Consider the following 23707-nt stretch of genomic DNA (forward strand, 5'->3'; position numbering starts at 1 on the left):
GGCCGGGTGTTGCAGCCTTCCTGGCTGCAACACCCGGCCACCTTGGCAGGTACGGCCTCAGCTGAACTTGCCGCTGATGTAGTCAGCGGTCAGCTGTTCACGCGGGTTCTGGAAAATCTGCGTGGTCGGGCCCATTTCGACCAGGTAACCGGTACGGGTGCCCTTGGAGATGTCGACCGAGAAGAACGCAGTGGTGTCGGCCACACGAATCGCCTGCTGCATGTTGTGGGTCACCAGGGCGATGGTGTAGTCCTTCTTCAACTCGACCATCAGCTCCTCCACCCGGCGGGTGGCAATCGGGTCGAGTGCCGAGCAGGGTTCGTCCAGCAGCAGCACTTCCGGCTCGGTGGCGATGGCGCGGGCGATGCACAGACGCTGTTGCTGGCCGCCGGACAGGGCCAGGCCGCTGACCTTGAGCTTGTCCTTCACCTCGTCCCACAGCGCGGCACCCTGCAGTGCGTGCTTGACGCGGTCGCCGATGTCGCCCTTGTAGCGGTTCAGGCGCAGGCCGAAGGCGACGTTGTCGAAGATGCTCATCGAGAACGGGTTGGGCTGCTGGAACACCATGCCGATGTAGCGGCGCACCACCACAGGGTCGACGCCCTTGCCGTAGACATCCTGGCCCAGGAAGTGCACATGGCCTTCGAAACGGAAGCCCTTCACCAGGTCGTTCATGCGGTTGAGGCTACGCAGCACGGTACTCTTGCCGCAGCCGGACGGCCCGATGAAACCGGTGATCTCGTTCTTGCGGATCGGCACATGGCTGTCGCGAACGGCCATGAAATTGCCGTAGAAGATCTTGTCCAGCTTGCAGTCCATGACGATGGGGGCTTCGCTGACCACGGGAGCGGCTTTTGGCGCAGTGGATACGTTCAAGGTCGGATGCTCCCTTTCTCAATACTTGGGCTTGCCGAATACTCGGCTCAGAATGTTGATTACCAGCACGATCATCACCAGTACCAGCGAGGCCGCCCAGGCGAGCTCGAGCTGGTTGTCGAATGGCATGCCGGAGAAGTTGTAGATCAGTACGGCCAGCGAGGCCGTCGGGTTCATGACTGCCAGGTCGCCGTCATGCAGGATCCAGTAGTTGCTGAACAGCGCGGTGAACAGCAGCGGCGCGGTCTCGCCGGCGGCACGGGCCACGGCCAGCATGACGCCGGTCAGGATGGCCGGCAGGCCGGTGGGCAGGACGATTTTCCAGATCACCTGGGCACGGGTGCAGCCCATGCCGTAGGCGGCATCCTTCATGATCTTGGGCACCATCTTCATCGACTCTTCAGCGGTCAGCACGACGATGGGCAGCATCAGTACTGCCAGGGCCACACCACCTGCCGGGGCGGAGTAGGTGCCGGTGGTCATCACCACCAGGGCGTAGGCGAACACGCCGGCCAGGATCGACGGCAGGCCGGTGAGCATCTTGGCGGCGAAGCGCGCGGCGTTGGCCAGCTTGCTGTCCGGGCCGAGTTCGGCCAGGAACACCGCGGCCAGGATACCGACCGGTACGGCGATGGCGGCAGCAATGCCGACCATGACGAAAGTACCGGCCATGGCGTTGCCAAAGCCCCCGCCCATCTCGAAGCCGGTGGGTGGCAGCTCGGTGAACACCTCCAGGTTGAGGCGTGCGCCACCGCGGGTGATCAGCATGTACAGCACGGAAATCAGCGGCACGCTGGCCACCAGTGCCGCGAACCATGCCAGCGTGGTCAACACCAGGCTGCGCAGGGAACGGCCTTCCAGCTTGCGCTGCAGGCTGGGCAACGCGTTTGCAGGGGTGGTGAGGTTGGTCATCATTTGTTACCCCGCTGGGCGTAGAGCATGATCATCGAGCCGAGCACGTTCACCGCCAGGGTGATGAACATCAATACCAGTGCGGCGTACATCAGCACCTCGATCTCGTTCGGGCCGGCCTCCGGGAAGTTCAGCGCCAGCAAGGCCGCCAGCGTGTTGGCCGGGGCGAACAAGGACAGGGAAATGTTGTTGGCATTGCCCACCAGCATGGCCAGCGCCATGGTTTCACCCAGCGCACGGCCCAGGCCGAGCACCAGCGAACCGAAGATGCCGGTGGCTGCCGATGGCACCATTACCTTGAGGATGGCCTCCCAGTGGGTGGCGCCCAGGCCGTAGGCGGCCTGCTTGGTCTTCATCGGCACGCTGGTCAGGGCGTCCTGCGAAACGGCGGCGATGGTCGGCAGAATCATGATCGCCAGTACCAGCGCGGCAGGCAGCAGCCCTGGGCCGCTGAGGGAAGTACCGAAAAAGGGAATCCAGCCCAGTTCGCTGTTCAGCCAGGTGGTCAGCGGGCGAATGGCCGGGATGACCACATAGATCCCCCACAGGCCGTAGACGACGCTGGGGATGGCAGCGAGCAGCTCGACGATGGTGCGGAACACCGCCGCCAGCCGGGCCGGGAGGAAGTCCTGGGTCAGGAAAATGGCCATGCTGACGCCGAAGAAACCGGCGATCAACAGGGCGATCAGGGCGCTGTAGAGGGTGCCCCAGATCGCTGGCAGAATACCGTACTTGCCTTGGTTGACGTCCCAGACACTGCCGAACAGCACGTCAAAGCCGTGCTTCTCGATGCCTGGCAGTGCCTTGCGGCCCACTTCGTAGACCAGCGCGAAGACCAGCGCCAGCACCAGCACCACACCGATGCGTGCAAGCGCACGGAAGGTGCGATCAACCAGGAAGTCTTTCGCAGACGGTGGCTGGCACGCGGAGTCGGGGTTAGCCGGGATGGCAAAAGGAGTGTTCATTGGCAAGTTCCGGGACAGAGGGCAAACACACCCGGCATGGCCGCCAGACCACACCGGGAGCGCCTGGGCGTGTTACTGGATGTTGGCGGACGCTTTGCGTACCTGATCGACAACCGACGCTGGCAGCGGGATGTAGCCCATCGAGTCGGCGATCTTCTGGCCTTCGGTCAGGCTGTATTCGACCATTTCGCGCATGGCCTTGGCCTTGGCCGGGTTACCGTTGTCCTTGCGGAAGATCATCCAGGTGTAGGAGGTGATCGGGTAGGACTTGGCACCGTCCGGGTCAGGCAGCCAGGCCACCAGGTTCTCCGGCATCTGCACCGCAGCCAGCGCCTCGGCACCGCTCTCGGCGTTCGGCACGACATATTGGCCGGCCTTGTTCTGCAGCTGGGCGAAGTCGACCTTGGCCAACTTGGCGAAGCCGTATTCGATGTAGCCGATGGCGCCTGGGGTCTGGCGGACGGTGGCGGTTACGCCGTCGTTCTTCGGCGACTTGATGAACTTGTCGCTGGCCGGCCAGTTGACGGTGTTGCCTTCACCCAGCGCTTGCTTGAAGTCAGCGTTGATGGCCGACAGGTGCTTGGTGAATACCGCAGTGGTACCACTGGAGTCGGCACGCACGACCACGGTGATCGGGGTAGCTGGCAGTTTCAGCTCAGGGTTGGCCGCGACGATCTGCGGGTCGTTCCACTGGGTGATCTTGCCGAGGAAGATGTTGGAGTACACATCGCGTGGCAGCTTCAGCCCTTTAGGGTTGCCTGGCAGGTTGTAAGCCAGGACGATTTCACCGGCGGTCATTGGCAGCAACTGCACGCCCTCGCCGACCTTGGCGATTTCTTCGGCTTTCATTGCCGAGTCGCTGGCGGCGAAGTCGACGGTCTTGTTCAGAAAGTCCTGAACACCCGCCCCGCTCCCCTTGGACTGGTAGTCAACGGTGACACCGTCGGTTTGCTTGCTGAAGGCCTTGAACCAGGTCAGGTAGATCGGTGCCGGGAAGCTGGCGCCGGAACCGGTCAGGCGGACGTTCTCTGCGGCGAAGGATGCCGAAGTGGCGCAAAGAGAAACGGCAACGGCGAGTGCAGCAGACTTCATCAGGCGTATCATCGAAAAGCGCTCCGTGTGATGGCCGGCACACTTTGCAGCAGCAATGTTACAGCTTTGTGACCAATGAATGGCAAGCCGCACGGTAGAGCCGTCTGGCGGCGCCATCACGGCAACATCAGTGAGCAGAGCCCTGGACGGGTTCCTGTTTCAACCCTAAGGCCTCGATGTGTCGGTTGAATGACTGTTTCGAGTGGGCGACAGGTTTCCTGGCACCGCTGGTCGATTACCGGGCACTCGGGCGTTGCCGCGGCATTCAACCGCTCATGCAAACCAGACGGGAGTGAATGCCATGCCACGCGGCGACAAGGACAAATACACCGACAAGCAGAAGCGCAAGGCCGAACATATCGAGGAAAGCTACGAGCACAAAGGCGTGCCGAAAGACCAGGCCGAAGCGCGCGCCTGGGCCACCGTCAACAAACAGTCCGGTGGTGGCGAGAAGAAAGGCGGCTCGGGCAAGGCCACCTCTTCCAGCGAGAAGAAAACTGCCCGTTCGGACTCGGCCAAACGGGCGGCGAAGTCACGCCAGGGTCATTCCCGCACATCGGGCAGTTCCCTGGAAACCCAGAGCAAGCAGAGCCTGATGAAGGAAGCGCGCAGCAAAGACATCAAGGGGCGCTCCACCATGACCAAGGCGCAATTGGTGGAAGCGCTCAAACACGCATGACACAAGCCCCCGGCCCGGCGAATGTAACGCGGTGCATGGCACCGGCTACGCCGGTGTTCGCGGGCAAGCCCGCTCCCACACCGCCCCGTGCAGGCACCACGATCCCTGAGCAAGGCCATGGCCTTTACTGGAATGGCGCCAACCCTGGGCCAGGCGCGATCCCTGTGGGAGCGGGCGTGCCCGCGAAGAATGCAACGCGGTGCATGGCACCGGCTACGCCGGTGTTCGCGGGTGAACCCGCTCCCACACCGGCCCGTGCAGGCTTTCGCGATCCTTGGGCAAGGCCATGGCCTCTACTGGAATGGCGCCAACCCTGGGCCAGGCGCGATCCCTGTGGGAGCGGGTTTACCCGCGAAGAATGCAACGCGGTGCATGGCACCGGCTACGCCGGTGTTCGCGGGTGAACCCGCTCCCACACCGACCCGTGCAGGCTTCACGATCCTTGGGCAAGGCCATGGCCTCTACTGGAATGGCGCCAACCCTGGGCCAGGCGCAATCCCTGTGGGAGCGGGCGTGCCCGCGAAGAATGCAACGCGGTGCATGGCACCGGCTACGCCGGTGTTCGCGGGCACGCCCGCTCCCACACCGACCCGTGCAGGCTTCACGATCCTTGGGCAAGGCCATGGCCTCTACTGGAATGGCGCCAACCCTGAACCAGGCGCGATCCCTGTGGGAGCGGGTTTACCCGCGAAGAATGCAACGCGGTGCATGGCACCGGCTACGCCGGTGTTCGCGGGTGAACCCGCTCCCACACCGAGCCGTGCAAGCTTCACGATCCTTGGGCAAGGCTATGGCCTTTACAGGAATGGTGCCGATCTCGGGCCAGGCGCGATCCCTGTGGGAGCGGGTTTACCCGCGAAGAATGTAACGCGGTCCATGGCACCGGCTACGCCGGTGTTCGCGGGTGAACCCGCTCCCACACCGGCCCGTGCAGGCTTCACGATCCTTGGGCAAGGCCATGGCCTCTACTGGAATGGCGCCAACCCTGGGCCAGGCGCGATCCCTGTGGGAGCGGGCGTGCCCGCGAAGAATGCAACGCGGTGCATGGCACCGGCTACGCCGGTGTTCGCGGGTGAACCCGCTCCCACAGGGACCGCGCACGTCTCAAAAAATTGAGCAAGTCAATTGCGCCCACCTGGACCGCATCGCACTCAAGTTCCGCGAAGCTTCAACTGCATCAACCAATCCCGGCGATATCCGCCGCGTCGGCATCCCGGCAACTGTTGCGGGACGCGCATACGAATTCCGCCTCGGCGCGTGTCGGGTAGTTGAAGGTCAGGCGCAGCTTTTCTCGTGTGTCATAAAGGTCATAACCCTCCCCTAACGTCGCGGGAAAGCCAAGACTACGCGGGTAAATCTCTTTCTTGAGCGGCACAGCGGGAACCACAACAAAGCGCGTCTGCATGTTCATCCCCCTCCCGGCAGTCTCTTAGTATTAGTACCGCTAAGGGAAAGCATCAAGGTGACTCATACAAACAATCGCAACGCCGGGGTTACCCGCGAAAAGGCTGGGGCATCGCTACAGCGTAAACAACAGCTCCTGGCCAAGATACCTGGCGCTAACCTGATGCCCTGTTTCGTTCAGGTCGAATGGCTGGCACATGGCCCCTGTAGTCACCACATCGCCTGCCTTCAGGGTCTGGCCACGTTCGGCGGCATGCGCATAAAGGTGGGCCAGCGATGCCAACGGGTCGGTCGCCGCATCGCCAGACAAGCCCCGCGCCCGCAACTGGCCGTCTACGTATACCTCGGTGGTTTCGGCCAGGTCAGCCAGCAACGGCACATCGATGCCTGCTGCCAGGCTGTTGCCAATCACCAGCGCTTCAAACCCAACGTTGTCCGCCACGAAGCTTGGCCACCCAACAATCTTGCGATCGACGAAGCGCGAGCGCACCACTTCGAAGGTGACGCAGGTAGCGCGAATATCTTCGCTGGCCGGCACCCGCCCAACCTGGGGTGGAATATCGCGATCCAGCACGAAGGCGACCTCGCACTCGATGGTTACCGGCGTAACGGCCGGCAACCGGATATGCACACCACCAGCATGACAGCGCCCCGCCTCCAACTGGCCAATCAAGGGCCGGGACAAATTGGCTGCACGCATGGCTGCGGAGCTGCCGACACCCAGCTTCCACCCGGCACGCTGGCCTGCGGCGGCCGCAAACAACTCGTCCTGGCTGTCATAGCCCTGTTTCAACGTCTCGGGTTTGAGGCTGGCGGGCAGTTCCGCCAGCAGCTCACCGCTAAGCCAGTGCTGCAGCAACAAGGCTGCGGTACGTTGGTGAATGAAGAGCGAATTGTTCATCAAGACCTCGAGATTGATGGGCGATGGCGGGCAACAGATGCTAGAGCGTGGCATTGATAAGGATAAATATATTGTCATGATGCCTGGCATCACAAACCGTTATGACTCCCTTGTCTCCGACAAGCCAGCGCCCCCAGGTACTGCGCATGACTAATAGCCAACGCGGTCGATGTGGGAGCGGCCTTGTGTCGCGAAAGGGCCGCAGAGCGGCCCCGGCGATTTCGCAATGATGCGAAGATCCTGGGGGCGCTTCGCCCCCCTTTCGCGACACAAGGCCGCTCCCACAGGTGTTGCGTATCCTTGCGATTACTGACCGGTACTCACCGGCTGCTTCAGCAGCAATACGTAGGCCATCGCCGCCACCGCCGCGACCGCCGCACTGATCAGGAACGCCGAAGCAAACGACCCGGTCTGCTGAATGCTGAACCCCGTCACGATCGGTGCCACCGAACCCGCTAGGTAACCGCCGAAATTCTGGATGGAGCCAAACGAGGCCACGCGCCGGCTATCCACGACGGTATTGGCAATCATCCAGGCGGTGGAGCTGGCCATGTTCACGCTGAACAACGCGCAGCACAGCAGGGCCACGCTGAGCATGAAGCCGCTGCCGAACGATAGCGGCACGGTGAAGGCCGCCGCCGCGAACAACGCGCTCACCACTACCCGCTTGCGGCTACCCAGCACGCTGGCGCCGTTCTTCACCAGCCGGTCGCACACACGGCCCGCCACAATGGTGCCCAGGGCGCCGAAAACGTAGGCCAGCGACACCACCCAGGCTGTCTTGTACAAGCTCAGCCCGTGCTCACGCTCGAAGTAGCCCGGCAACCAGGTCAGGTGCAGCCACAGCATGTAGATCACCCCCATGAAGCCCAGCACAGCGCCCCAGGTGCTCTTGTGCCGGAACAACTCGGCCCATGCCGCCAGTTGTGCCTTCATGCTCGGCCTGGCCGTTGCCACCGCCTGCTTCTGCGCCTGGGCCGCCAGCAGGCGTTCACGCTCCTCGGCAGGCAACTCGGCCAGGTAACGTTCCTTGCTTTTATAGAAGGCGAACCAGCAAGCGGCGACCAGGATGCCGAACACCCCGGTGACTATGAACATGCCTCGCCAGCCCCAGTTGACCATCAGCAGCGTCAGCAACGGCGGCGCAATGCACGGCCCGATGCAGGTCGATGACAGCACGATGCCGGTCGGCGTGCCGCGTTTCTCGGCCTCGAACCACTCTGCCAGCGCCTTGGCCGCCGACGGGAACATCGGCGCCTCGCCGATCCCCAGCACCACCCTCAGCCCGATGAACGCGGAAAAACTGTTGATCAGGCCGGAGGCCGTCTGCGCCACCGACCAGCCCAGCAGTGCAGCCCCCAGCGAAATCTTGCTGCCCAGGCGGTCGATGATCATGCCCAGCGGCAACTGGGAAAAGGCATATGCCAGGGAAAATGCCGACAACAGAATGCCCATCTGTGACGGCGTGATCACCATGTCCCGCTGGATCGAGGTGTTGGCGATCGACAGCGCGCTGCGGTCGACGTAGTTGATGATGCCAATCACCAGCAGCAGGCTGACGGTGATGACCTGGTACTTCCTGAACGGGTTCGAGCTCGCGATCGCTTCAGGCTCGCGACCAAGCTCGGCTTGCGCATATTTGGTAGTCATGGGCGTTCACTTTTGTTGTTATTGGTTGAACAGCGGATCAGTGAGCTACATGGATGCCTCAAGCAGCCACTGGTAGTCCTCGGCAGACGCTTCACGCGGGTTGGTGCGGTGGCTGTGATCGGCCAGCGCGCCCTGGATGATGCGCGGGAACAGCTCTTCGCTGACGCCCAGCTCACGCAGCCCGGTCGGCAGGCCCAGCGCACGAGTCATGCGGCGGATCGCGTCTTCGATCTGGCCTTCGTCGGCCAGCCCCATCGCCTGGGCTATGCGTTGCATCTTGTGCTCGTTCAGCACCGTCTCGGCTTTGCGGTTGAAGGTGATGACGGCGGGCAGGAAGATCGCGTTGAGGGTGCCGTGGTGCAGCCGTGGGTTGATGCCGCCCAGTGCGTGGCTGAGGCTGTGCACGCAGCCCAGGCCCTTCTGGAATGCCAGGGCGCCTTGCAGCGAGGCGCTCATCATGTTGACGCGGCTATCCAGGTTGCCGGGCTCGCGGGTGGCGGTTTCGATGAAGCGCCAGGCGCGCCACAGCCCATCCAGGGCAATGCCGTCGGCGGGCGGGTTGAATGCAGGTGCCATGAAGGTTTCCAGGCAGTGGGCAATGGCGTCCATGCCGGTGGCGGCGGTGAGTTGCGCCGGCAGGCCAAGGGTCAGCGCCGGGTCGCAGATGGCAGCCTTGGGCACCACGTGGGGTGAGATCACGCCCACCTTGCGCCCGTCGTCGAGAATCAGGATGGCGCCCCGCCCTACCTCGCTGCCGGTGCCCGCCGTGGTCGGCACGGCGATCACCGGTGCGGTTGCCGCCGTAATGCGCGCCAAGCCGCCTTCGATCACCGCAAAGCTTTTCAATGGGCCGTCGTGCCTGGCACACACGGCCACACCTTTGGCCAGGTCGATCGCCGAGCCCCCACCAATGGCGATGATCCCGTCACAGCCACACTCCTGGAACATGGCAACCGCTTCACGCACGGCGTTCTCGTTCGGGTTGGGCGGTGTGCTGTCATAGATCGGCAATTGCGCGCTGCTGTCACTGAAGGTGCTCAAGGCCACATCGACGATACCGGCAGCACGCACGCCACGGTCCGTCACGATCAAAGGCCTGGTTATACCAATGCGCTCGCACTCGGCAGGCAGGCGCGCAATGGCGCCGATATCGAACTGGATCTGGGTGATGTAGTTGATCAGGGACATAGGGCCTTCACAGCCTCCTGGCGCTATTGTTATGGGCGGTTCCGCCGCACTGGATGCGACACCGTGCAGCGCCAGTATAGGAATGCGCGCCTGGCCATGGTATTGAGAACAATCCATATCGGTATAACCCGGACGCATACCAGATGACCCCTTCACTCAACTCGATCATGTCCAGGCTCCACGCCCGCCACCTGCGCCTGCTCATCGAACTGGACGAGCACCGCTCGCTGCTCGGCGCGGCAAGCAGCGTCGGGCTTACCCAGCCCGGAGCGAGCAAGGCGTTGCAGGAAATCGAAACCACCTTCGGCACGGTGCTGTTCAACCGCACCAATCGCGGGCTGGAGCCCACGGCTGCCGGGCACTGCGCCATCCGCTACGCGCGCGTGGTGCAAACGGACATTTCAAACCTGCGGCATGACCTGGATGCCATCCTGCGCGGGGTCGGCGGCCGGCTGGCGGTGGGGGCGATCATGGGCGCGGTGCCATTGCTGATGAGGGCGGTGTCGCAGCTGGCGAGCATCCAGCCGCAGATGTCGTTCGAGATCATCGAAGACACCAGCCAGTCGCTGCTGGCACAGATCGAGAGCGGTCGCCTGGACGTCGCTTTGTGCCGCACCAGCGTGAGCAATAGCCCTCAGCTGTTTGCCAGCAGGTTTGTCCAGGACGAGACGCTGGCGGTCATCGCCAATATCGACCACCCGCTCAAGCACGCGCAAAACCTGAACCTTGCCGACCTGGCCGAGAGCCGCTGGATCGTGTACCGGGCCAACATGCCGATGCGGGTACAGCTGGAGCGCGAATTCCACGATGCCGGGCTGCGCTTCCCGTTGCACCTGGTGGAAACCACCTCGATCCTGGCGACCTTGTCGCTGCTACAGAACCGCCCCGACTTCGTGGCACTGGTATCGATCGACGTGGCCCGGCAATGCGCGATGAACCAACAGGTGCGCATTCTGCCCCTGACCATGGGCTCGGTCAGCGACCCGTACGAGCTGGTCACCCGCAAAGGCAGCCAGGCGACACCGGCCATGGACACGCTCGCCGAACTGCTTCTGCCGGGAGCCGCCCGGACTACTACCTAGGTAGCTCGCCGGCATTGAGGTGGTGCGCATAAGTGGTCAGCTCGGGCTCGGTCCTTCACTCCATTGACGCATATCAAGCCGCCGGCCCCGGTTCGCGAGACGATGGCTGTCAGCAAGGAACGAATCGAAAACCGCCATGCGCATTGTGCTCAAGGCCATCGCCATCGATCACCGTGCGCGGCTTTGGACAAGGAGCCCCACATGAGCCCGCTGAACCACATACTGGTAGCCACCGACCTGTCCACTTCTGCCCGCAACGCGGCAGAACGCGCTGCGTACCTGAGCAAGGAGCAACAGGCATCGCTGGACCTGCTGTACGTTGCCAACCCGGCCCCCTTCGAGCGCCTGAAGCAGCTGGTGGCACCGGGTGACGACCTGCTGAAGCGCGTGCTGGATACCGCAGGCGAAAAAATTCGCGCACTGGCTGCAATGCTGTTCCAGCGCCATGACATCGCCGCTGGCGTGCAGGTCGCGCACGGCTCGGTGACCACGGAGATCACCCGTGTGGTGCAGGATAAACGCAGCGACCTGCTGGTGTGCGGGGCGAAGGGCCAGAGCGTGGCGCGGCGCCTGCTGCTGGGCTCCACTGTGCAGAAGCTGCTGAACCGCATGCCCTGCCCTTTGCTGGTGGTCAAGCAGGCGCCACGCGATGCGTACCGGACCTTGCTGGTTGCAGTTGATTTTTCGCCTTCGTCACTGCGTTCCATCGAACTGGCAAAAGCCATTGCCCCACAGGCCGAGATCATTCTGTTGCATGTGTACGAGGCGCCGTTCGAAGGCAGCATGCGCTTCGCCCACATCGACCATGACACGCTTGCACACTACCGCAATGTCATCCGCAAGGATGCGGTGAAGCAGCTCGCGGCCTTGAGCGAAACCGCCGGAGTGGCAGATGCTCGGCAGATCGTGGTGCATGGCGACCCTGGCTGGCGGATTGCCGAGCAGGAACAGGAGCTGGAATGCGACCTGATCGTGGTTGGCAAGCAAGGGGAAAGCGCACTTGAAGAACTGCTGATAGGCAGCGTCACCAAGCATGTGCTTAACGAATCCCAATGCGATGTGCTGGTGTCGCCATAGGATGCAGGTGATGTGGAGGACGCTTGCGTGTCCTCCACCGAAGCCCGCGCCATCCACCGCGGCGCCTGCTTCGCGGGTCAGACCGGAACAGACAACCCGACCTTGACCTTGTCCAGAACAATCAGCGTTCGGTAGGTCAGGATGTCCTCGTTATCCGCAAAATGCAGCCTGACCAGCTTTTCGAAATGCGCCACATCACGGGCAAGCATGACGATGATGAACGAAACCCCGCCGTTGACGAAGTAACACTGCTGTATCTCCTCGACATTGGCGAAGTACCGCTTGGCGCGGTCCATCACCAGGGATCGGTCGTCCCGCAAGCGCGATTCGACAATGGCGGTAATCATCTGGCCGACGCTCTCCGAGGCGATCACCGCAGTGTTGGCGACGATCACCTCGCTTGCCTCCATCTGGGCGATACGCCGCTGTACAGCAGGCGTGGACAGGCCGATTTCCTCGGCAATCGCTCGCTGGGAGGTTTTGTTGTCGCGCTGAAGCAACCGCAGAATCGCATGATCGAAGCCGTCAAGCGGGCGGCTGGTGGAGTCACTCATTTTCGGGTTCCAAAGAAAGCAGTTCGCTCATCAGGGGGCTATTTTCACAGCAATTCCTTCGAACGCCGAGCCCTAAAATTGCGTCTCGTATGTCGCTGGAGACGAGCGTGGACTCAAAAAGTGTTGGAGCATTCGCTCCTGTCGGCGCTGCCATCGCCGCCCTGGTGTCTGTGCAGACCGGTGCTGCCTTGGCCAAGACCCTGTTCCCACTGGTCGGCCCCGAGGGCGTGGCCGCACTGCGGCTAGGCCTGTCAGCCGTGATCCTGCTGGCCGTGCTGCGACCCTGGCGCATCTGGCAGCAGGCGAACATGCTTCACCTGCTGGGCTATGGCGTGATGATGGGGCTGATGAATCTGCTGATTTATCGGGCATTCCTCTACATACCGGTTGGTATCGCGGTGTCCATCGAGGTGATCGGCCCTCTGGGGGCTGCCTTGTTGTCTTCCCGACGCCGAATCGACCTGCTCTGGATTGCCTTGTCGGTCGCCGGCCTCACCTTGCTGCCCTGGGGTACGGATAGCCATGGCCTGGACCCGCGCGGGGTGTTGTACTCGCTCGCCGCTGCACTGGCCTGGGGGCTGTATGTGATGCTCGGCAGCAAGGTGGCGGTTCACGGCAAGCAGGCGGTCGCCACCGGGATGTTGTTCGCAGCGTTGCTGGGTGTACCCTTAGGCGTTGACCAGGCAGGTACCGACCTGCTGGCGCCCTGGGTGCTCACGGTAGGCCTGGGCGTCGCCCTGCTCTCCAGCACCGTGCCCTTCCTGCTCGACATGTATGCGATGCGGCACCTGCCACCGAGCATCTTTGGCGTGCTGCTCAGCGCTTCACCCGCCGCCGGGGCCATAGCCGGCTGGCTGATCCTCAACGAGGTGCTGACGCTGCTCCAGTGGCTGGGCATTGCAGCGATTGCCCTGGCCTGCGCAGGCGCTGCGCTGGTTGGCCAGCGCCGCTGAAAGCCTGCTTGCGGAACCTGCAGCATTACTCTCCCTCCAACAGCGGGCGCTCTGCGCAAGGCGTTTCATCGATTGCGCTGATGATTACTATCGAGCGACCCGCATGTTGGCCTGGCAAAAGCGCCCCCTATAATCGCCAGCAAATTTCCCCCGCTCCTTGCGCCTGCTTCAGGCGACATCCCTCTCTTGGAATCCAATACCATGCCAAGTGCCAGCCAGGCCCCTAGCGGCCTCCCCGAACATGATCAACAAAGCGTCAGCCAGCAGTGGCTGGCAATCCTTTCGGTCGCCGTCGGCGCCTTCGCCCTGGTGACCAGCGAATTCCTGCCGGTGGGTGTACTCAACGATGTCGCCAGCGACCTCGGCATCAGTGCAGGCCACGCCGGCCTGATGGTTACCCTGCCCGGCATCATGGCCGCCCTCGCCGCCCCGCTACTGTCGGTGGGCATTGGCGCCCTGGACCGTCGCTACCTGCTGATCGGCCTGACGCTGATCATGATCATCGCCAACGCGGTGGTGGCCTACGCCAGTGACTTCAACCTGCTGCTGTTCGGCCGCGTGCTGCTGGGCGTGAGTATCGGCGGCTTCTGGGCGACGGCCATTGCCCTCAGCGGCCGCCTGGCGCCCAAGGGCGTCGGCGTAGCCCAGGCCACCTCGATCATCATGGTCGGTGTAACCCTGGCCACCGTGCTGGGCGTGCCGGTAGGCACCTGGTTGAGCGGCCTGATGGGCTGGCGCATGACCTTTCTGGTAACCGCGCTACTGGGCGTACCGGTGCTGCTGGCGCAGATCCTGTTGCTCCCGCGTCTCAACCCGGACAAGGCCATTCGCATCAGCGACCTGCCGGCCCTGTTCATCAACCCACAGGCGCGGGTTGGCCTGATCGCCGTGTTGCTGATCGGCCTGGCGCACTTTGCCGCGTACACCTATGTCGCGCCCTTCTTCAAACAAAGCTCCGGCTTCGATGGGCCGACCATTGGCTCGTTGCTGCTGCTTTATGGCGTGGCCGGGGTATTCGGCAATATCTTCGCCGGTTTCGCCGCCAACCGCAGCGTACGTCACACCCTGCTGCTGGTAGCGTTGATGATCGGCACCAGCACTGCCCTGTTCCCTCACTTCGCCACCGGCATGACCGGTGCAGCGATGCTGATCGGGTTGTGGGGCTTCGCCTTCGGCGCGTTCCCGGCCTGCGCCAGTATCTGGATGTTCGTCGTCGCGCCCAAGGATGTCGAACGCGGCATGCCGCTGTTCGTCGCCATGTTCCAGGTGATCATTGCGCTGGGTTCGTTCTTCGGCGGGCGGATCGTCGACCAGCTGGGCAGCTCGGTGCTGCTGAGCCTGGCCACGGCCCTGGTGGGCTGCGGTTTCGCTACGGTGCTGGTGCTGGGGCGTAACGTCAGCAACAGCCTGGCGGCGCAACCTGGCTGAGCAGCCATCGCCGGCCTCCTACAGGGACCGCGTAACTCTTGAAGTCTGCGCTGTACCTGTGGGAGCTGGCTTGCCGGCGATGGGCCGCAAAGCGGCCCCGAATTGCCTGACTGACAGGCATTGGGGCGCTGGCTGATTTTTTACGCTCTTTTTACGGCTGAGCCGACAGACAGAAGGAATACTGGGCGCGCGATGCTCAGGGATGGCATGCATTTCTACCCGCCAGTCCAGAGAAGCCCTTCGTGAGCCAGTCCACCGTCATCGAAAATCAATCCGTTCCCGGCAAGTCCAACCCCATCGGCATGCTCGTCGCCGCTGTCGGCGTGGTGTATGGCGACATCGGCACCAGCCCGCTGTACACCCTCAAGGAGGTGTTCGCCGGGCACTACGGCGTGCAGGCCAACACCGCCGGCGTACTGGGTGTGCTGTCACTGGTGTTCTGGTCGTTGCTCTGGGTGGTGTCGCTCAAGTACGTACTGTTCATCCTGCGTGCCGACAACCAGGGCGAAGGTGGCATCATGGCCCTGACCGCCTTGGCGCATCGGGCGGCGGCGCCCTACCAGCGCCTGGGCAGGATACTGGTGCTGCTCGGCCTGTTCGGCGCCGCGCTGTTCTACGGCGACAGCATGATCACCCCGGCGATTTCCGTGCTATCGGCCGTCGAGGGCCTGCAACTGGCCTTCGACGGTATCGAACATTGGGTCGTGCCGCTGTCGGTGGTGGTGCTGGTGGCGCTGTTCCTGATCCAGAAGCACGGCACCGCGCGCATCGGCATCCTCTTCGGGCCGATCATGGTGCTGTGGTTCGTCGTACTGGGTGCGCTGGGCTTGCACGGCATCGTCCAGCGCCCGGAGGTGCTGCAGGCACTCAACCCGCTCTGGGCGGTGAAGTTCTTCGTGCTCCACCCGGGCATGGGGGTGGCGATTCTGGGCGCGGTGGTGCTGGCGCTGACCGGCGCCGAAGCCCTCTACGCCGACATGGGGCACTTCGGCCGCAAACCCATTGCCCGGGCCTGGTTCCTGCTGGTGCTGCCCGGCCTGGTGCTGAACTACTTCGGCCAGGGCGCGCTGATCCTCGGCGACCCGCAGGCAGTGCGCAACCCGTTTTACCTGCTGGCACCCGAATGGGCCCTGCTGCCCATGGTCGGGCTGGCCACGCTGGCCACCATCATCGCGTCCCAGGCCGTGATCTCCGGTGCATTCTCGTTGACGCGCCAAGCCATCCAGCTGGGTTACGTACCGCGTATGTTCATCCAGCACACCTCCAGCGAGGAACAGGGGCAGATCTACATCGGCATGGTGAACTGGGCGTTGATGGTTGGCGTGGTGCTGCTGGTGGTCGGCTTCGAGTCGTCCGGGGCGCTTGCGGCAGCCTACGGCGTAGCCGTGACCGGGACCATGCTGATCACCACGCTGCTGGCTTCGGCAGTGGTGCTGTTGCTGTGGAAGGCACCACGCTGGCTGGCGGTGCCGATGCTGCTGGCGTTCCTGCTGGTCGACAGCCTGTATTTCGCCGCCAATGCGCCGAAGATCCTCCAGGGCGGTGCATTTCCGGTGATTGCCGGCCTTGCACTGTTCACCCTGATGACTACCTGGAAGCGCGGGCGACGGATGATCGTCGAGCGGCTGGACGAAAGCTCGCTGCCGCTGGACCTGTTCATTACCAGCCTCAAGGCCCAGCCGCCTCACCGCGTGGGCGGTACTGCCGTATTCCTGTCCGCCAGGCCCGAGGCGGTGCCTCACGCCTTGCTGCACAACCTGCTGCATAACCAGGTACTGCATGAACAGGTGGTGCTGTTGACCGTCGTGTTCGAGGACGAGCCACGGGTCAGCGTTGGCAAGCGCTTTGAGGTCGAGGCGTTTGGTGACGGTTTCTTCCGCGTGAGCCTGCATTTCGGCTTCATGGAGGAACCCGACGTGCCGTTGGCGCTAAGCCGCTGCCAACGTGCGGACCTTGAGTTCGGCCCCATGCGCACCACTTATTTCCTCAGCCGGGAGACGGTCATTGCAGGCAGGCAGATGGGCATGGCCCGCTGGCGGGAGCACCTGTTTGCCTTCCTGCTGAAGAATGCCAACAGCAACCTGAAGTACTTCAAGCTGCCGCTGAACCGGGTGATCGAGCTTGGCACTCAGGTCGAGATCTGAACAGTCATGAAGCTTGAGGCTGCCTGGTACTGAAAGGGCCTGGCAGCCGCTTCATCGAACGGCTGCGCACTGCGGAACTTAAAAGGCAACCTTATGTCGTATCCGCACTCAAGCTCCCCCCTGCGCCTTCTGGAGGCGAACAAACATGAAAAAAACCCTGGTAGCCGTCTTTACCTGTGCCCTGGCGCTCGGCGCAACTGCATTGTTGCCTGCCGATATCTCGCCGATTGGTTCCGCATATGCCAAAGGTAATGGCGGCGGCAAAGGTGGGTTCAACGGTAATGGCGCCGGCTACGAGAGTGATCATGCCGGCAAGGCCACCCGCAACCATGGCGAGAGCGGCAATCACTATGGAAGCCTGCGCAATGATGACAACGGCCGTGGCACAACCCGGTCCGGCATTGCCCATTCCAAGGAACACAACAAGGCCGGGCGCTCCTCTTCGAAGCATGATCGATAACTGAAAGCGCACATGGCGTGCCCTCGAACCGGGCGACGCGGTTGATGGCACCGGCTACGCCGGTGTTCGCGGGTAAACCCGCTCCCACAGGTATGGCGCATTTCTTCAGCTGGTGAGGTCCCTGTGGGAGCGGGCATGCCCGCGAAGCAGGCGACGCGGTGAATGACACCGGCTGCGCCGGTGTTCGCGGGCTCGCCCGCGAAGCAGGCGACGCGGTGGATGGCACCGGCTACGCCGGTGTTCGCGGGCTCGCCCGCTCCCACAGGTACAGCACATTCCTTCGGCTGGTGGGGTCCCTGTGGGAGCGGGTTTACCCGCGAAGCAGGCGATGCGGTGGATGGCACCGGCTACGCCGGTGTTCGCGGGCTCGCCCGCTCCCACAGGTACAGCACATTCCTTCGGCTGGTGGGGTCCCTGTGGGAGCGGGTTTACCCGCGAAGCAGGCGATGCGGTGGATGGCACCGGCTACGCCGGTGTTCGCGGGCGCGCCCGCTCCTACAGGTATGGCGCATTCCTTCAGCTGGTGGGGTCCCTGTGGGAGCGGGTTTACCTGCGAAGCAGGCGACGCGGTTGATGGCACCGGCTACGCCGGTGTTCGCGGGCTCGCCCGCTCCCACAGGTACAGCACATTCCTACAGCTGGTGGGGTCCCTGTGGGAGCGGGTTTACCCGCGAAGCAGGCGACGCGGTGGATGGCACCGGCTACGCCGTGTTCGCGGGCGCGCCCACTGCCACAATCTGGTGCCCGCCAGACCTCAAACCCTGAACCGCCCCACCAACGCCGTCATCTCCCCCACCAACCCTGACAACGCCTTGCTCGCCTCACTGGTCTGCTGCGCCCCCGCTGCCGAGGATGTCGACAGCTCGCGAATGTTCAGCAGGTTGCGGTCCACCTCTCGCGCCACCTGGGCCTGCTCTTCGGCTGCGCTGGCAATCACCAGGTTACGCTCGTTGATCTCGCCGATCGCACTGTAGATACCCTCCAGCACCTGCCCCGAAGCCAGGGTCACGTCCAGCGTCGACTGGGCGCGACTGGTACTGGCCTGCATCGAGGCCACGGCCGCTTCGGTACCCGCCTGCACGCGCCCGATCATCTGCTCGATTTCCTGGGTCGACTGTTGCGTGCGGTACGCCAGCGTACGCACCTCATCCGCCACCACCGCAAAGCCGCGCCCGGCCTCGCCCGCACGGGCAGCCTCGATGGCGGCATTGAGCGCCAGCAGGTTGGTTTGCTCGGACACCGAGCGAATCACCTCCAGCACTTTGCCGATGTCCCGCACCTGCCCGACCAGTTGCTGCAGATGCGCGCTGCTGGCCTGGATCTCCCGAGTCATGGCCTCGGTGCCGTCGATGTTGTCGCTGACTTGCCGGCGGCTTTGCGCTGCCAGCTGGTTGGATTCGCTGGTGGTCTGCGAGGTAGTGATGGCATTGCGCGCAACCTCCTCCACGGCCGTGGTCATTTCGGTGACGGCGGTGGCGGCCTGCTCCAGCTCCTGGCCCTGCTGGCGCAGGTTGTTGGCACTTTCCTCGGTGACGGTATTCAGCGCCGTGGCCGCTGCGTCCAGTTGCCTGGCGCAGCTGCTGATCTGCCCCAGGGTGTCGCGCTGGCTCTGCTGCATGCGTTCAAGTTCATGGAACAGCTGCCCGATCTCGTTACCGCCCTGCCCCTGCACCGGCACGCTCAGGTCGCCACCGGCAATGCGCTGGAAGTGCCGGCCAGCTTCGCGCAGCGGGTGCAGCACGCGCTGGGCAACAAAGGCCCAGCACAGCGCCGCCAACAACAGCGTCACGCCCAGCAGCCCCAGGCTCAGCAATTGCGCGCGCGCCAGGCGCCGGTCGGATTCCAGCATGATCTGCTGACCGCGCTCACTCAATGCGCCGACCAGTTGCTGGCGCAGCGCCTGCAGCCGGCCCATGGCGTTGCCGGCGTCGGTGTTGACCTTGAAATACTGCTCGAGCGAACGTTGACGGGTTGCCTCACGCTGCCCGGCGACCGCCTTGGCATACTCGCCATAGGTGGCCTGCAGCGCGGTTGCCAGTGCGTGCAACGCAGGCTCGCGGGCGTTTTCGACAAACTCGTCCACCAGCTTCTGGCTCTTGTCGTTCAGCTCGACCGACAGCGCCATGCGCTTGTTGGCGCTTTCCTCATGACCACCCAGCTGCTCGATGAAGCCCGAGGACACATTGGCACTGGCGCGAATCGCCATCAGCAACGCATTGTTCAACCGGTCCGACTGGTGCGCGGTCTGGTCCAGTTCGGTGATCTGCTGGTCGCTGCCTACCGCCGCCCGCCAGGCACTGACGGTGGAAAACAGCAGGGTCACGCTGAACAGCGACAGCACCCATAACATTCCGGTGCGGATCTTCAGGTTGGCAAGCATGCGGGCAGTACTCCTTGTTGGCACCACTTCTGGTCGATGATTCGACGGTGGGTGTGCTGCTATCGGAGGTACTGCCTCAGGCTTGAGGCGCCGGAGTGCGGTTATGGGCGGTAACCGAACAGATGTTGTCGAGGCAAAGACCGGGCAACAGGCAACAAATCGCCCAGGCGGGAACTTCAACGCTCCAATTCGGTCGATAGCATCCCCTCGCCCTCCAGCCAGGGGCTTGCCCAAGCCCTGTCGAGTCTACCGCCGATGCCCAGCACACCTGTTCTGTCAGCCTTGCTCCTGTTGTTCAGCGCAATCACGGCACAGGGCGCACTGGCCGGCGAACGCTACGCGCCCGCACGCAGCAACAATGCCTCGACGGTGCTGATCGAAACCGCCTCGCAACAATATGCCGACGGCCAACTGGACCAGGCGGCAGCCACCCTGGAGCGTGCGCTGCACATTCAGCCGAACAACCCGGCAACGCTGCACTACCTTGGCGTTCTGCGCCTTCAGCAAGGGCAGTATGAACAGGCCGAAACCCTGGCGCTTCGCTCCAACCTGCGTGTTGGCAACAATCACGCACTGCGCAGCCGCAACCTGCAGTTGATAGAAGCCGCGCACAAGGCCCAGGGCTCGGGCATGCTGCCGACGGCTGCACACTGACGGCGATCAGACGCTGCGCGTCAGGCCACCATCGACCTGCTTTGCACCCACGCGCATTACCCGGTAAAGTCGGCGCCAGGGCGCTGGCTGCGCCTGCGGTCCGCGCCAAGGGGTTTCCCGAGCCATGCGTCATCACATTCCCATACCAGCTCCCGGCTTGTCGGCGGACCGAGCCCCAAAGGAGTTGGCATGCCAGCCATCAATGCATCCCGCCACCACGGCCTGCTAGACCTGCCCGCCTTGCGCAAACGCGCCAAACGCTTGCTCACCGCCCTGAAAAACCACGAGGCCGACGACACCCGCGAGCAGCTACGCGCGCTCGGCCTGCCTGGCCCTGACTACCGGCTTGCCGATACCCAATGGCTGGTGGCCCGCGAGGCCGGTTTTGCCAGTTGGCCCAAGCTCAAGGCCCATGCCGATGCTGTCGCTTTCGCGGCACGCCACCCTGGCTTCACCGCCGATGACGAGGCAGCCGTGCAGCATTGGCGCTGCGGCAACGACATCGCCCACAGCTTGCGCACGGCCGGTTTTGCCGGTGCCTTCCAGATGTTCGAGGACCCCATGGTCATGGGGCCCGTCTGCGCACTGCCCGAGGAGCGGTATTGGCAGGTTCGGGCCGCTTACATACAGCAGGCGTTCAACCTGAGCATTCAGGACGTTGAGCAACGACAAGCGGCACAGCGCACCGCCCTGGCCGGGTTGAACAGCGACAGCAAGATCGTGCTGTGGTGCGAGGGTGACGCTTACGACCAGCTGTTCCTGATCCGCGTACTCGCCAGCCTGCCCAGCCTGCCGCGCCGCCTGGAGCTGATCGAAATCACCCAGGTACCTGGCGTCGAGCGCTTCATCGGTATCGGCCAGCTGGCCCCGGACCTGCTCGCCTGGCTATGGCCACAACGTCGCGCGTTGGGTGAGGACGTGCTGGCCCTGGCCCGCCAGGCATGGGCGGCCTATACCGCGCCTGACCCAAGGGCCTGGGCTGCCCTGGCGGGCCTCCAGCATGCGGCCCTGCCGTTGCTGGGCCGGGCCCTTGCGCGGCAACTTCAGGAACTACCGGGGGCGAACGACGGCTTGAGCCTCACCGAGCGCCTGTTGTTGCGCGTTCTGGCGTCACGCGGCGAACTGCCGGCCGGACGTGTGTTTGCCCAGTTGATGATGCAGGATGAACCGCTGCCTTACCTGGGCGACATGATGTTCCATGTTTTGCTGCAGCCCCTGATCCATGCACCGCACCCGCTGCTGCTGGAAGGCCCGGGCGAGTCTTGGGCGCAACGGCCGTTGCGGCTGACCGCACTTGCCGAGCAGGTGCTCGCGGGGCAGGCGCATTGGCTTGACCACAACCCTGCGCAGCGCTGGGTGGGTGGAGTGCTTATCAATGCCGCGGACAGGCCCTGGGTGGTCAGCGAACAAGGCGAAGTGTGGCAGCGCAAATAGCCCGCTCAAGCCTGATCAGGTAACGCGGTGGATGGCACCGGCGTTGCCGGTGTTCGCGGGCATGCCCGCTCCCACAGGAACCGAGGATACCCGAAACCAGCGCCATACCTGTGGAAGCGACTGCGCCCGCGAAGCAGGCGACGCGATCTATGGCACCGGCAAGTCAGCCCTCATGGAACTACCCATAACTCATTGCATCAGCAGGGACCCTGTGGGAGCGGCTTTAGCCGCGAACACCGGCGCAGCCGGTGCCATGCACCGCGTTGGATTCTTCGCGGCTAAAGCCGCTTCCACAGGGTACGCGGACCGCTTGCGAATTCAGTTTTCTACTCGACAGCGCAACCCAAAGGGCTGGGTGATCGCCCACAGGGATTGCGCTGGACCGATGTTGCAATCGCCTTCGCCGCTTGCGCCAAACGTTGTGTAGCCAGCCGGATTTCATCCATGTCCAGCGAGGCGAAACCGAGGCGCAGGGCATTTTCCGCATGACCAAACGGCGAAAACTGCCGGCCACTGCGTACCACCAGGTCCAACTCCAACGCCTTGCCAACCAACTGATCCACATCGATCCCGTCAGCAAACCTCACCCACAGTGCCAGCCCACCTTCCGGCTCGCGCACGGTTACCTGCTCGCCAAAGGCATCGTGCAAGCAAGCCAACAGGGTCTCTCGACGCCGGCGATACTCCCGGGCAACCCTACGCAAATGCTTCTTCAGCTCGCCATCATTGATCAAGTCCGCCAGCATCTGCTGCATCACCGCATCGCCCTGCCCCAGGGTCAGCGTCGCCCTGCGTTCGAGCGCCGCAGCCACCTCCGCCGGCGCCACGATGAAACTGCAACGGAACGTACTGCCCAGGGACTTGGACAATGAGCCAATGTAGATCACGTGCCGCTGCTGACGGTCGCTGGCCAGCGGCAGGTAAGGCCGCCCGGCGAAGTGGTACTCATGGTCGTAGTCTTCCTCGACCACGCAAAAGTCGTGCTGCCGCGCCAGCTCCAGCAACTGCTGCCGGCGTCCGGCAGGCAGGCTGACCGTGGTCGGGAACTGGTGATGGGGAGTGATGTACAGCATGCGCACCTGGTGCAGCCGGCAAAGTGCATCGATCTGCTCGACCCGGCAGCCCTCGTCATCCAGGTCCACGGTGACCAGCCGGGCGCCCAGCTGGCGGAAGATCTCCCACGCAGGCGGATAGCTCAGGCGCTCGACCAGCACAACGTCACCGGGTTTGAGCAGCACGCTGGCCACCAGGTACAGCGACATCTGCACGCCTTGGGTCAGGCAGATATGCTCGGCGCCAACGTTCAGGCTGCGATTGTGCCGCAGCATGTCGGCCAAGGCGCTGCGCAGGGAGTGGCTGCTGCACGCGCTGCCATGGCGCACGGTGTTGGCGGCAAAGCTGTTGCGCAAGGCATTACGGTAATAACGGTGCAGAACGGTCTGCGGCAGCAGGCGGTGGTCACAGGCACCGTTGTCGAAGAACAACGCACCCGGCCGATCCTGCTGCGCGGCAGCCTGTTCGTTGGCCGCGAAGTAGGCAACGGCAGGCTCCTCCTGTAGCACCAGGGCAAAGGGCTGCGCTGCGTCGGGCTCGGCCAGGGTGCCAGCCGCCAGCTGCCGACTGACGAAGGTGCCACGGCGCTGCACGCTTTCCAGCCAGCCCTTGGTCTCGGCTTCCTCATAGGCGAGGATCACCGTCTTGCGATTGACGTTCAGCAGTTGCGCCATTTCCCGCGTGCCGGGCAACGGCGTACCGGGGCGCAGACGGCCCTCGGAGATCGCGGCTACCAGGCCCTCGACGATCTGCCTGTACGAAGCCTGCGGCTGCGCCCCGTCGAGCTTGAGCAGCGGCTGCCATTTGCGAAGCTGGACCAT

At 63.6% G+C, this 23707-nt stretch carries 20 protein-coding genes; 9 read left to right on the plus strand and 11 right to left on the minus strand.

Annotated elements, in window-relative coordinates; all coding sequences use genetic code 11:
- Positions 1-57: 57 nt before the first annotated feature.
- The 4 genes from pstB to pstS form a co-directional block, all read right to left on the minus strand.
- Complete coding sequence (gene pstB / locus ABX298_RS26085; RefSeq protein WP_031324478.1) at positions 58-819, minus strand: phosphate ABC transporter ATP-binding protein PstB; 762 nt, start codon at positions 817-819, stop codon at positions 58-60.
- 75 nt (positions 820-894) lie between these two features.
- Complete coding sequence (gene pstA / locus ABX298_RS26090; RefSeq protein ID WP_024086822.1) at positions 895-1788, minus strand: phosphate ABC transporter permease PstA; 894 nt, start codon at positions 1786-1788, stop codon at positions 895-897.
- Positions 1788-2753: a phosphate ABC transporter permease subunit PstC gene (gene pstC, locus ABX298_RS26095; RefSeq protein WP_023661148.1), complete on the minus strand. Its 966-nt coding sequence runs from the start codon at positions 2751-2753 to the stop codon at positions 1788-1790. Before pstC ends, pstA begins: the two co-directional genes overlap by 1 nt.
- Before the next feature lie 72 nt (positions 2754-2825).
- Positions 2826-3857 (minus strand): phosphate ABC transporter substrate-binding protein PstS, encoded by a 1032-nt coding sequence (pstS, locus tag ABX298_RS26100; RefSeq protein ID WP_367393875.1) that lies wholly within the window; start codon positions 3855-3857, stop codon positions 2826-2828.
- A gap of 289 nt (positions 3858-4146) precedes the next feature.
- Between pstS and ABX298_RS26105 the strand changes: the two genes are divergently transcribed.
- Positions 4147-4524 carry a hypothetical protein gene (locus ABX298_RS26105; RefSeq protein WP_025339576.1) on the plus strand — a complete coding sequence of 126 codons (378 nt, stop codon included), beginning with the start codon at positions 4147-4149 and terminating at the stop codon, positions 4522-4524.
- A gap of 1177 nt (positions 4525-5701) precedes the next feature.
- Here ABX298_RS26105 and ABX298_RS26110 read toward each other — a convergent pair.
- From ABX298_RS26110 to ABX298_RS26125, 4 genes are all read right to left on the minus strand, one after another.
- The gene (locus tag ABX298_RS26110; RefSeq protein ID WP_075045549.1) at positions 5702-5935 is read right to left on the minus strand and encodes a hypothetical protein; all 234 of its coding nucleotides are present in this window, start codon (positions 5933-5935) and stop codon (positions 5702-5704) included.
- A gap of 108 nt (positions 5936-6043) precedes the next feature.
- Positions 6044-6829 carry a 2-keto-4-pentenoate hydratase gene (locus ABX298_RS26115; RefSeq protein ID WP_075045550.1) on the minus strand — a complete coding sequence of 262 codons (786 nt, stop codon included), beginning with the start codon at positions 6827-6829 and terminating at the stop codon, positions 6044-6046.
- A gap of 306 nt (positions 6830-7135) precedes the next feature.
- Positions 7136-8479, minus strand: coding sequence for an MFS transporter (locus tag ABX298_RS26120; RefSeq protein WP_286100084.1), 1344 nt, complete (start codon positions 8477-8479; stop codon positions 7136-7138).
- Positions 8480-8524: 45 nt separating this feature from the next.
- Complete coding sequence (locus tag ABX298_RS26125) at positions 8525-9667, minus strand: iron-containing alcohol dehydrogenase (RefSeq protein WP_367393876.1); 1143 nt, start codon at positions 9665-9667, stop codon at positions 8525-8527.
- Positions 9668-9810: 143 nt separating this feature from the next.
- Between ABX298_RS26125 and ABX298_RS26130 the strand changes: the two genes are divergently transcribed.
- Together ABX298_RS26130 and ABX298_RS26135 are read left to right on the plus strand one after the other, a co-directional pair.
- Positions 9811-10749 (plus strand): LysR family transcriptional regulator, encoded by a 939-nt coding sequence (locus ABX298_RS26130; protein ID WP_367393877.1) that lies wholly within the window; start codon positions 9811-9813, stop codon positions 10747-10749.
- 201 nt (positions 10750-10950) lie between these two features.
- Positions 10951-11826 (plus strand): universal stress protein, encoded by an 876-nt coding sequence (locus tag ABX298_RS26135; RefSeq protein ID WP_075045554.1) that lies wholly within the window; start codon positions 10951-10953, stop codon positions 11824-11826.
- A gap of 77 nt (positions 11827-11903) precedes the next feature.
- Here ABX298_RS26135 and ABX298_RS26140 read toward each other — a convergent pair whose 3' ends face one another.
- Complete coding sequence (locus tag ABX298_RS26140) at positions 11904-12380, minus strand: Lrp/AsnC family transcriptional regulator (protein ID WP_137164279.1); 477 nt, start codon at positions 12378-12380, stop codon at positions 11904-11906.
- A gap of 107 nt (positions 12381-12487) precedes the next feature.
- On the opposite strand from ABX298_RS26140, the gene ABX298_RS26145 reads away from it, so the two are divergent.
- From ABX298_RS26145 to ABX298_RS26160, 4 genes are all read left to right on the plus strand, one after another.
- A complete protein-coding gene (locus ABX298_RS26145; protein WP_084785337.1) occupies positions 12488-13333 on the plus strand; it encodes a DMT family transporter in 846 nt (281 codons plus the stop codon).
- Positions 13334-13534: 201 nt separating this feature from the next.
- Positions 13535-14761: an MFS transporter gene (locus tag ABX298_RS26150; protein WP_075045557.1), complete on the plus strand. Its 1227-nt coding sequence runs from the start codon at positions 13535-13537 to the stop codon at positions 14759-14761.
- 302 nt (positions 14762-15063) lie between these two features.
- Entirely contained in the window at positions 15064-16905 is a 1842-nt protein-coding gene (locus tag ABX298_RS26155) for a potassium transporter Kup (RefSeq protein ID WP_084785338.1), read from the plus strand.
- Positions 16906-17050: 145 nt separating this feature from the next.
- Positions 17051-17365 carry a hypothetical protein gene (locus ABX298_RS26160; RefSeq protein WP_075045559.1) on the plus strand — a complete coding sequence of 105 codons (315 nt, stop codon included), beginning with the start codon at positions 17051-17053 and terminating at the stop codon, positions 17363-17365.
- Positions 17366-18119: 754 nt separating this feature from the next.
- On the opposite strand, the gene ABX298_RS26165 is transcribed toward ABX298_RS26160, so the two are convergent.
- Positions 18120-19745, minus strand: a complete 1626-nt coding sequence (locus ABX298_RS26165; protein ID WP_084785212.1) for a methyl-accepting chemotaxis protein — start codon at positions 19743-19745, stop codon at positions 18120-18122.
- Between the two features lie 255 nt (positions 19746-20000).
- Here ABX298_RS26165 and ABX298_RS26170 point away from each other — a divergent pair, with 255 nt between their 5' ends.
- On the plus strand, positions 20001-20399 hold the full coding sequence (locus tag ABX298_RS26170; RefSeq protein ID WP_025339589.1) for a tetratricopeptide repeat protein: 399 nt from the start codon (positions 20001-20003) through the stop codon (positions 20397-20399).
- Between the two features lie 189 nt (positions 20400-20588).
- Positions 20589-21833: a DUF1835 domain-containing protein gene (locus ABX298_RS26175; protein ID WP_367393878.1), complete on the plus strand. Its 1245-nt coding sequence runs from the start codon at positions 20589-20591 to the stop codon at positions 21831-21833.
- Between the two features lie 326 nt (positions 21834-22159).
- Here ABX298_RS26175 and ABX298_RS26180 read toward each other — a convergent pair whose 3' ends face one another.
- The gene (locus ABX298_RS26180) at positions 22160-23707 is read right to left on the minus strand and encodes a PLP-dependent aminotransferase family protein (RefSeq protein ID WP_367393879.1); all 1548 of its coding nucleotides are present in this window, start codon (positions 23705-23707) and stop codon (positions 22160-22162) included.

Source organism: Pseudomonas sp. X4, from assembly GCF_040784925.1.
Taxonomy (GTDB): Bacteria; Pseudomonadota; Gammaproteobacteria; order Pseudomonadales; family Pseudomonadaceae; genus Aquipseudomonas; species Aquipseudomonas putida_Z.

Bases quoted from the DNA above. Each gene is read 5' to 3' on its own strand.
- ABX298_RS26175 (WP_367393878.1), top strand. From the start codon at position 20,589: ATGCCAGCCATCAATGCATCCCGCCACCACGGCCTGCTAGACCTGCCC.
- ABX298_RS26150 (WP_075045557.1), top strand. From the start codon at position 13,535: ATGCCAAGTGCCAGCCAGGCCCCTAGCGGCCTCCCCGAACATGATCAA.
- pstB (WP_031324478.1), bottom strand. From the start codon at position 819: ATGGACTGCAAGCTGGACAAGATCTTCTACGGCAATTTCATGGCCGTT.
- ABX298_RS26155 (WP_084785338.1), top strand. From the start codon at position 15,064: ATGCTCGTCGCCGCTGTCGGCGTGGTGTATGGCGACATCGGCACCAGC.
- ABX298_RS26160 (WP_075045559.1), top strand. From the start codon at position 17,051: ATGAAAAAAACCCTGGTAGCCGTCTTTACCTGTGCCCTGGCGCTCGGC.
- ABX298_RS26140 (WP_137164279.1), bottom strand. From the start codon at position 12,380: ATGAGTGACTCCACCAGCCGCCCGCTTGACGGCTTCGATCATGCGATT.
- ABX298_RS26120 (WP_286100084.1), bottom strand. From the start codon at position 8,479: ATGACTACCAAATATGCGCAAGCCGAGCTTGGTCGCGAGCCTGAAGCG.
- ABX298_RS26110 (WP_075045549.1), bottom strand. From the start codon at position 5,935: ATGAACATGCAGACGCGCTTTGTTGTGGTTCCCGCTGTGCCGCTCAAG.
- ABX298_RS26105 (WP_025339576.1), top strand. From the start codon at position 4,147: ATGCCACGCGGCGACAAGGACAAATACACCGACAAGCAGAAGCGCAAG.
- ABX298_RS26130 (WP_367393877.1), top strand. From the start codon at position 9,811: ATGACCCCTTCACTCAACTCGATCATGTCCAGGCTCCACGCCCGCCAC.
- ABX298_RS26165 (WP_084785212.1), bottom strand. From the start codon at position 19,745: ATGCTTGCCAACCTGAAGATCCGCACCGGAATGTTATGGGTGCTGTCG.
- ABX298_RS26170 (WP_025339589.1), top strand. From the start codon at position 20,001: ATGCCCAGCACACCTGTTCTGTCAGCCTTGCTCCTGTTGTTCAGCGCA.
- ABX298_RS26125 (WP_367393876.1), bottom strand. From the start codon at position 9,667: ATGTCCCTGATCAACTACATCACCCAGATCCAGTTCGATATCGGCGCC.
- pstC (WP_023661148.1), bottom strand. From the start codon at position 2,753: ATGAACACTCCTTTTGCCATCCCGGCTAACCCCGACTCCGCGTGCCAG.
- pstA (WP_024086822.1), bottom strand. From the start codon at position 1,788: ATGACCAACCTCACCACCCCTGCAAACGCGTTGCCCAGCCTGCAGCGC.
- ABX298_RS26135 (WP_075045554.1), top strand. From the start codon at position 10,951: ATGAGCCCGCTGAACCACATACTGGTAGCCACCGACCTGTCCACTTCT.
- pstS (WP_367393875.1), bottom strand. From the start codon at position 3,857: ATGATACGCCTGATGAAGTCTGCTGCACTCGCCGTTGCCGTTTCTCTT.
- ABX298_RS26180 (WP_367393879.1), bottom strand. From the start codon at position 23,707: ATGGTCCAGCTTCGCAAATGGCAGCCGCTGCTCAAGCTCGACGGGGCG.
- ABX298_RS26115 (WP_075045550.1), bottom strand. From the start codon at position 6,829: ATGAACAATTCGCTCTTCATTCACCAACGTACCGCAGCCTTGTTGCTG.